The following is an 8,966-nucleotide window of genomic DNA, read 5'->3' as shown; positions in this document are numbered from 1 at the left end:
TCCGTTTCGACTGCGCCGGAAGTGGGGCGAATTATAGACCTGTAGAATCTGCCGTCAAGGGTTAATTACGTTTTTGTTGCAGAAGATGCTTTTTTAGCAAAAAACCGGGGAATCCGGCGCATGACTGACGGCACGCGTAACAACAGTAATAGTGCACCTATAGATGCATACACCGCCCACTCCTTCAGATCGGCCCGGACAATCCACAGCATATGCAGCAATCCAAGCCCGAGAATGAAGTACACCAGCCGATGCAGCTTTTTCCAGCGCGCGCCCAACCGGCGCTGACTGTAACGATTGGACGTAACCGCCAACAGCAATAGAAAGACGAAGCCCAGACTACCGACAAAGATATATGGCCGCTTGCGCAGCTCCACACCCAACTGCGACCAATCCAAACCGAGAATGAACACGCCATAGGCACACAGGTGCAACACGACATAGGCAAAACACCACAACCCCAACTGCCTGCGCACCGCTATCCAGCCCGACCACCCGGTAAGACGCTGCAGCGGCGTCATGCTCAAGGTGATCAACAGCAACACCAGAGTACCCAGGCCCAGACGATCAACCAAAACCTTGCCGGGGTCTGGCCCCAATACCGAAGCCCAAGCCTCATACAGCCAATACAGAGGCCAGACAGCCGCAACAATAAAGACACCGACACGCCACAACGAATAACGCATCAGTAGTTCTTCCGAAGATCCATGCCGCTATATAAAGAAGCAACCTCGTCCGAGTAGCCATTGAACATCTGCGTTTCTCGTACGTTAGGGCTGAACAGCCCACTCGGCAGACGACGCTCCCGAGCCTGTGTCCACCGCGGATGATCAACGGTCGGGTTCACATTTGCGTAGAAGCCATACTCGTTGGCCGCAATACTCTGCCATGTAGTCTTCGGCTGCTCACTGACCAGGCTGATGCGCACAATCGACTTCACACTCTTGAAGCCATACTTCCAAGGCACTACCAGTCGCAGAGGCGCACCATTCTGGTTGGGTAGCTCACGCCCATACATGCCGACCGCCAAAATCGCCAAGGGATTCATTGCCTCATCCAGCCGCAGCCCCTCTACATAAGGCCAGTCGATCAACGCAAAACCGGAACGCTGTCCCGGCATGCTTTTAGGATCCTGCAGTGTTTCAAAGCGAATGAACCTGGCCTTACTCGTGGGCTCCACCTGCTTGAGCAATTCAGAGATTGGAAAACCCATCCAGGGAATCACCATCGACCAGGCTTCTACACAGCGCAGCCGATATATACGCTCCTGCAACTGATAAGGCTTCATGAAGTCTTCCAGCGCATAACGCCCCGGCTTGGCGACCTCCCCATCCACCACCACGCTCCAGGGTTCAGTCTTGAGCACACCGGCATTGGCCGCCGGGTCCCCCTTATCAGTACCGAACTCATAAAAGTTGTTGTAGTGAGTCGCATCCTTGAAGGGAGTGATTGCCTCATCCTTGACATTCACTGCCTGCCATTGGGTTGCAGGTAGTTTTTCAACAAACCAGCCAGGCGCCCGGCCAGGCTCGACATCGGCATAGCGTCCCGCCTCATCCGCCCCAGCCCAACGTGGCAAGGCAGACGCCGCAAGACCGGCAACCGCACCGCCCAGCAGGCTACGTCGAGAGATATAGAAGGACTCAGGCGTGACATCCGACTCTTTGCAGTCGGAGGACTTGGGGAATTTGAACAACATGGCAACTCCGCAGTATTGGAGGACTGATGCACCAATAGACTGCGGAGTATGGAGGAAATTACATCACTCGACGCTTTTGCGGCGACGAAGGTGCAGCAGGTACTGGATTGGCCCTGAAGCCGCATAAGCCAGGAACACCAGCAGCAGAATACGCGGCGGATCACTGAACACCACAGCAAACACCAGCACCACTGCCAGAATAGCTACAAAAGGCACCCGCCCTTTCAGATCCAGGTCCTTGAAGCTGTTGTACTTGATGTTGCTGACCATCAGCATGCCCGCCGCCGCGACCATCAACGCCACCAGGAACGACATCTTCGATCCCTGAATGCCGTAATCGCTGAAAGCCCAGACAATCCCGGCAACAACACCCGCAGCTGCCGGGCTCGCCAGACCGATGAAGTAACGCTTGTCGGCAGTACCCACTTGAGTGTTGAAGCGCGCCAGACGCAATGCCGCGCCCGCTACATAGATGAAGGCGACCATCCAACCGACCTTGCCCATGTCACCCAAGGCCCAGCCAAAGGCCAGCAATGCAGGAGCAACACCGAAGGCAACCATATCGGACAGCGAGTCGTACTCGGCACCGAAAGCACTCTGGGTGTTGGTCATACGGGCAACACGCCCATCCAGACCATCAAGCACCATGGCCACGAAAATCGCGATCGCGGCAAAGGCAAAGTACTTGCTCGCCCCCGCCGTGTCCCCGGCACTCAGCGCACTCTGGGCACTCATGGAACTGATGATGGAATAGAACCCCGCGAACAGGTTCGCAGTGGTGAACAGATTCGGCAGAAGATAGATACCACGATGCCGGACTTTACGGCCTTCAGCGTCATGCCCTTCTTCGACATGCTCATCGATCGGTAGCAGGCTTTCGGCGTCAGAGGCCTGGTTTGGCTCTTCGGGACGTTCGCTCATGGACATTACCTTGCAACGGTGTGAAAAGTTTCGACAGATACCCCAGGGCCGCGATTCGGCCACAAAGGATCCAGCTTTATACCAGAACCTACCCGTCCAAACGAAAAAACGCGGCCTAGGCCGCGTTTTCTCTGACAATACTCGAACTTAGTTCTTGGCTTTGTCGACGATTTTGTTGGCACCGATCCACGGCATCATCGAGCGCAGTTGCTCACCGATGATTTCGATACCGTGAGCGGCGTTGTTACGACGCTTGGCGGTCATCGATGGGTAGCCGGTAGCACCTTCGCTGATGAACATCTTGGCGTATTCACCGTCCTGGATGCGCTTCAGAGCGTTGCGCATGGCCTGGCGGGATTCGGCGTTGATGACCTCTGGACCAGTCACGTACTCGCCGTATTCGGCGTTGTTGGAGATCGAGTAGTTCATGTTGGCGATACCGCCTTCGTACATGAGGTCAACGATCAGCTTCAGTTCGTGCAGGCATTCGAAGTAGGCCATTTCCGGCGCGTAGCCAGCTTCAACCAGGGTTTCGAAACCGGCTTTGACCAGCTCGACGGTACCGCCACACAGAACAGCCTGCTCACCGAACAGGTCGGTTTCAGTCTCGTCCTTGAAGGTGGTTTCGATGATGCCGGTACGGCCGCCGCCCACGCCTGCGGCGTAGGAAAGGGCAACGTTCTTGGCGTTGCCGGAAGCGTCCTGGTAGATCGCGATCAGGTCAGGAATACCACCGCCCTTGACGAACTCGGAACGTACGGTGTGGCCTGGAGCCTTCGGCGCGATCATGATCACGTCCAGGTCGGCACGTGGCACAACCTGGTTGTAGTGGATCGCGAAGCCGTGGGAAAAGGCCAGAGTGGCGCCCTTCTTGATGTTCGGCTCGATTTCGTTCTTGTACAGCTGGGACTGGAACTCGTCCGGGGTCAGGATCATGACCAGGTCGGCACCGGCAACGGCTGCAGCAACGTCGGTCACTTTCAGGCCGTGGGCTTCAGCCTTGGCAACGGTAGCCGAGCCTTTACGCAGGCCGACAGTCACGTCTACGCCGGAATCCTTCAGGTTGCATGCTTGAGCGTGGCCCTGGGAACCGTAGCCGATGATGGCAACTTTCTTACCCTGGATGATCGACAGGTCGCAGTCTTTATCGTAGAAAACTTTCATGAATTTCCCCTATATCAGGCCGTTCCGGCCATTCGCTAATTTGAGTTAGATGCTCAGTACTTTGTCGCCACGGGCAATCCCGGTGACACCACTGCGTACGGTTTCCAGAATCGATGCGGTGCCGATCGATTGAATGAAGCTGTCGAGCTTGTCGCTGGTACCGGTCAATTGAACGGTATACACGCTGGCGCTGACATCAACGATCTGCCCACGGTAAATATCGGTAGTGCGCTTGACCTCGGCACGCTGGGCACCGGTAGCCTTGACCTTGACCAACATCAGCTCGCGCTCGATGTGAGCACTTTCCGACAGGTCCACCAGCTTCACCACCTCGATCAACTTGTTCAGGTTCTTGGTGATCTGCTCGATGATCTCATCATGGCCGACTGTGGTCAGAGTCAGACGCGACAGAGTCGGGTCTTCGGTCGGCGCCACGGTCAGGCTTTCAATGTTGTAGTTACGTTGCGAGAACAGGCCTACAACACGGGACAGAGCGCCCGGTTCGTTTTCCAGAAGCAAGGAGATAATGTGCCGCATGATTAAGTACGCTCCGTCTTGCTCAGCCACATATCGCGCATGGAGCCGTCTTTGATCTGCATCGGATAGACGTGCTCACTGGTGTCGACCTGGATATCGAGGAATACCAGGCGATCCTTCATGGCGAACGCTTCTTCCATCTTCGGCTTCAGATCCTTCAGATCCGTGATACGCATGCCCACATGCCCATAGGCCTCAACCAGCTTGACGAAGTCAGGCAGCGATTCCATGTAGGAGTGTGAGTGACGGCTGCCGTAGCTCATGTCCTGCCATTGGCGCACCATACCCAGCACACCGTTGTTCAGGTTGATGATCTTGACCGGCAAGTCGTACTGCAGGCAGGTGGACAGTTCCTGGATATTCATCTGGATACTGCCCTCGCCGGTGACACAGGCGACATCATTATCCGGAAAGCTCAACTTGACGCCCATGGCCGCCGGGAAACCGAAGCCCATGGTGCCCAGGCCACCGGAGTTGATCCAGCGATTGGGCTTGTTGAACTTGTAATACTGCGCCGCGAACATCTGGTGTTGCCCCACGTCGGAAGTGACAAAGGCATCGCCCTTGGTCACTTCGCACAGGGTTTCGATCACGGTCTGTGGCTTGATGATGCTGCCGTCGCCCTTGTCGTAAGGGAACAGGCCGCGATCACCACGCCACTCATCGATCTGCTTCCACCAACTGGCGACCGTATCCTTGTTCGGGGTCTCGCCGATTTCCTTGAGGGCCGCGACCATTTCGGTCAGGACGCTCTCCACAGGACCCACGATGGGCACATCGGCCTTGATGGTCTTGGAGATGGAAGCCGGATCGATATCCACATGGATGATCTTGGCGTTCGGGCAGAACTTCGGTGCGCCGTTGATAACCCGGTCATCGAAGCGCGCGCCAACGGCCAGAATAACGTCAGCGTGGTGCATGGTCAGGTTGGCCGTGTAGCTGCCGTGCATGCCGAGCATGCCGACGAACTGTCGGTCGGTCCCCGGATAGGCACCCAAGCCCATCAAGGTATTGGTCACTGGCAGATTGAGCATCTTGGCCAGCTCGGTGAGCGGTGCGGAACCGCCACCAAGGATCACCCCGCCACCTGCATAAAGCACAGGACGCTTGGCCGCCAGGAGCATTTCTGCCGCCTTGCGGATTTGCCCGGAGTGACCACGAACAGCTGGGCTGTAGGAGCGCAGCTTGGCTTTCTTGGGAAAAACGTATTCGAACTTTTCAGCCGGATTGGTCATATCCTTCGGGATATCGACCACTACCGGACCGGGACGACCGGACTGCGCCAGGTAGAAGGCCTTCTTCATGACTTCCGGGATTTCCGAAGCGTGTTTGATCATGAAGCTGTGCTTCACGATCGGACGGGAGATACCGATCATGTCGGTTTCCTGGAACGCGTCGGTGCCGACCATGGTGCTAGGCACCTGACCGGAAATGATCACCATTGGAATCGAGTCCATATAGGCGGTGGCAATACCGGTAATGGCATTGGTCGCGCCCGGGCCGGAAGTCACCAGTACCACGCCGGCTTTGCCGGTGGCACGGGCATAGCCGTCAGCCATATGGGTCGCCGCTTGTTCGTGACGAACCAGGATGTGGGTCACTTCCGGTTCTTTGAACAGGGCATCGTAAACATGAAGGAGAGCACCACCCGGGTACCCGTAGATATATTTGACGCCTTCGTCACGCAAAAAGCGGACGAGCATCTCACCGCCAGATAAAAGCTCCACGTTGTTCACCTCTAAAACGCCAGAATACCGCCCTCAAAAGGGAGCGGGTCTTAATAGGTTTACTTCTCAGCAGAGCATGAGCGACGGTGGTCGCCGACTACGTCAGCACTGACTGAGCAAGTATTGGGAGCGCCCCAAAGTGTTGCGGGGTTTTCCCACCCAGCGCGAGGTAACGCGTTGCGGGTGTAGCACTTCGGCGCGGATGTGCGCCTCATGATCTGCTGAGTGGGTCTGCTTCTGGCAGTCCCTCTACAGCGGACTTTGGATTCTTCTGTTTCGTCCTCTTCAAGTCAAGTCGTCTATGTAGTTAATTCGAACTAAGCGCATGAGAACGCAAGAAAAAACCTCAAAACGACAACTGTCTGCGCTTCAATTGCGCATTCTTCGACAAGCAACTCAGAAATGCGAACCTTGACTTTAGCCACTGACCTATTGACTGGCACTGGCCCCGGGTGCCAAGCAGCACAGCAAGAGAAGATATAGAAAGGGAAACGCCTACTGAGGCATCAACAGACTGGAGCGCGCAGTGCGCCGCAGAAGAGCTGCCAGGCACACCTGGCAGCCTCGGGATCAGCGGGTAGCCACTATGAGCTGATCAAACTCTTTGAGCAGGATTCGCAGCTGAAGATCACGCCCCTGCATGGGCCGGGTGGAGAACACCATCTCGGCCATTTCCTGGATACCGGAAGCGTTGGGCAATGGCAGATCCTGCTCCAGGATCATCTTCATGCGCGGCAGGAAGATCCATTGCAGCCACTGCTCGAATTCCAAGGTATCCACCGCGAAGGGCTGAGTACTGGCAAGCGCCTCGGCACTGGGGGCAACCTCGCCCCACAAGCCCTGACCACGCAACTCGCGCTCAATCAGCAGCAACTGCTCGGCGATCTTGGGAAACCGCACATCCATCACAGGGAAACCCGGGCTTTCTGCCGAGCCTGGGCAGCGCCAGCGGCATCGCCCTGCTTCTCACGCGCCTGGGCGATCAACTCCCACAAGCTCGCCTGAAGATCCGGGCGGCCATTGGCAAAGCTCAGACCGCGACGGGCAAACTGTTCGGCTTGCGGCGCATCACCCTGAGCCATGCGCACCTGGGCAAGACGGTAGAGCACTTGCGGCTCGCGCGGCGCCACGCGCTGGGCACGCTCAAGACTGGAGGATGCGCCATTCAAGTCGCCACTGGATTGCTGTTGCTGGGCAGTCGTCAGCAATGCCAGCACCGGCCCGTCGAGTTGTTCATCAGCCGACAAGCCACCGGTACGAGCCGACGGAATGCCACTCGGAGTCGAAGGCATGTTGTAGTTGCCCTGATTGATCGGCGCCGACTGATAATTCGAACCGTCCACCGGACCCGGGGTAATAGGCCCCGGAGTAATAGGTGAGCTGCTGATCGGCGCAGAGGCCGTTGCCCCGCCACCGGGAACCATCACCACCACCCCGGAATCTTCAGGAATCGCCTGAGCCTGTGCCTGGGCCGGACGCTTGATCGTCGTCTGTCGAAAGCCTCCGGAGGCAGAAATCCGCTCACTGTTGGACACGGCCGTGCCGGAGTCCACGACGGGAATGGAGCCGCGCTGCACACTGGCGCAACCGTTGAGCAACGCCAGAGCTGTAATAGCTGGAACCCACCACTTGTTCACGTCAAACCCTCATCGCTTAGTTCATCCAGCCCTTGACCCAATCCATCACATCGCTACCTGCCGGGGTTTCACCACTGCAGGAGGCGCCGGGAGGCGGTTCGCTGCCGCGAATATACGGCATCTGTACAGCACCCGGACAGTTGGCATCGGAGCCCTGCCCAGTACGCGAGTCGACCCAGGCCTGAACCACGTTGTCCGGCTGCGGCATATCCAGCGGCAGCGGATCGGCCTTGCGCATGAAACTGGTCCACACCTGCAAGGCACCCGTGGCGCCGGTAAACGGCGTCTTGCCGTTATCGTCACGCCCCAGCCAGACCACCGCCAGCAGGTCCTGGCTGAAGCCGGCGAACCAGCTGTCACGGGAGTCGTTACTGGTGCCGGTCTTGCCCGCCAACGCCAGGGTCTTGGGCAGTACGTTGTAAACCGAGCTACCCGTACCTTCGCGCATCACGCGTTGCATCGCACTCTGGATCAGGTAGATAGACCCGGCATCGAATCGCTGCTGAATCTGGAACGGATAACGCTTGAGCGGTTCGCCTTCGGCAGTCAGTACACTACGAATCCCGCGCATTGGCGTATTGAAACCGCCATTGGCCAGGGTCTGGTACATGGTCGCCACTTCGATCGGACTCATACCACCGGCTCCCAGCAACATCGAGGGGAACGCCGGAAACTCCCGGGTAACGCCCAGGCGCCCCAGGGTCTTCAGGACGTTGGGTACGCCCACTTCCAGGCCAAGCCGCGCGGTGGACAAGTTGTAGGAATGGGCCAGGCCCTGGTACAGGAAAACGGTGCCATGGGAGCGACGGTCGTAGTTCTGCGGCTTCCATACCTGGCCGTCAGCGCCCTTCACCGAGAAGGCCTCATCGGAAAGCCAACTGGTCAGGGTGTACTGGCTGGGCTTTTCCAGAGCTGTCAGATAGACCGCCGGCTTGATCAGCGAGCCGATCGGACGTACTGCGTCCAATGCCCGATTGAAGCCGGCGAAACTGGCTTGACGACTGCCGATCATGGCCTGGACCTCACCGGTTTCCGGATTGGTCACCACCATGGCCGCCTCAACGTCTTCCGAACCCTTGCGTCCAGCCAGGCGCTTGAAGGTATCGTTGACCGAAGCCTCAGCCTTCATCTGCAGAATGGGGTCGAAACTGGTGAAGATTCGCAGCCCTTCTTCAGTCAAGTCTTCGTCCCGATAGTCTTCTCGCAACTGGCGCTTCACCAGATCGAGGAAACCGGGGAACGAGCTATCCGCCAGGCTACCGCGCTTGGTCACGCCCAACG

General features: G+C 57.6%; 9 protein-coding genes. All 9 read right to left on the bottom strand.

Features of this window, described 5'->3' with window-relative positions; genetic code table 11:
• Positions 1–65: 65 nt before the first annotated feature.
• Positions 66–686, bottom strand: a complete 621-nt coding sequence (gene msrQ, locus BLX41_RS12040; protein WP_123725051.1) for a protein-methionine-sulfoxide reductase heme-binding subunit MsrQ — start codon at positions 684–686, stop codon at positions 66–68.
• Entirely contained in the window at positions 686–1,699 is a 1,014-nt protein-coding gene (msrP, locus tag BLX41_RS12035) for a protein-methionine-sulfoxide reductase catalytic subunit MsrP (RefSeq protein ID WP_123725050.1), read from the bottom strand. The genes msrQ and msrP overlap by 1 nt, the downstream gene beginning before the upstream one ends.
• A gap of 63 nt (positions 1,700–1,762) precedes the next feature.
• The gene (pssA, locus tag BLX41_RS12030) at positions 1,763–2,620 is read right to left on the bottom strand and encodes a CDP-diacylglycerol--serine O-phosphatidyltransferase (RefSeq protein WP_047306129.1); all 858 of its coding nucleotides are present in this window, start codon (positions 2,618–2,620) and stop codon (positions 1,763–1,765) included.
• A 147-nt stretch (positions 2,621–2,767) separates the two neighbouring features.
• Positions 2,768–3,784, bottom strand: a complete 1,017-nt coding sequence (ilvC, locus tag BLX41_RS12025; RefSeq protein WP_007959661.1) for a ketol-acid reductoisomerase — start codon at positions 3,782–3,784, stop codon at positions 2,768–2,770.
• A gap of 45 nt (positions 3,785–3,829) precedes the next feature.
• Entirely contained in the window at positions 3,830–4,321 is a 492-nt protein-coding gene (gene ilvN / locus BLX41_RS12020) for an acetolactate synthase small subunit (protein WP_123725049.1), read from the bottom strand.
• Between the two features lie 2 nt (positions 4,322–4,323).
• Positions 4,324–6,048 carry an acetolactate synthase 3 large subunit gene (locus tag BLX41_RS12015; RefSeq protein WP_123725053.1) on the bottom strand — a complete coding sequence of 575 codons (1,725 nt, stop codon included), beginning with the start codon at positions 6,046–6,048 and terminating at the stop codon, positions 4,324–4,326.
• Positions 6,049–6,618: 570 nt separating this feature from the next.
• Positions 6,619–6,954: a YqcC family protein gene (locus BLX41_RS12010; RefSeq protein WP_123725048.1), complete on the bottom strand. Its 336-nt coding sequence runs from the start codon at positions 6,952–6,954 to the stop codon at positions 6,619–6,621.
• On the bottom strand, positions 6,954–7,685 hold the full coding sequence (locus BLX41_RS12005) for a tetratricopeptide repeat protein (protein WP_123725047.1): 732 nt from the start codon (positions 7,683–7,685) through the stop codon (positions 6,954–6,956). Before BLX41_RS12005 ends, BLX41_RS12010 begins: the two co-directional genes overlap by 1 nt.
• A 16-nt stretch (positions 7,686–7,701) precedes the next feature.
• Positions 7,702–8,966: penicillin-binding transpeptidase domain-containing protein (locus BLX41_RS35140; protein ID WP_259744745.1), on the bottom strand; the 1,265-nt coding region annotated here is incomplete at its 5' end.

The organism is Pseudomonas protegens (genome assembly GCF_003732485.1).
GTDB lineage: Bacteria > Pseudomonadota > Gammaproteobacteria > Pseudomonadales > Pseudomonadaceae > Aquipseudomonas > Aquipseudomonas protegens_B.
The sequence above is the reverse complement of the archived record's forward strand: the minus strand, read 5'-3'. Positions and strand labels throughout refer to the sequence as shown.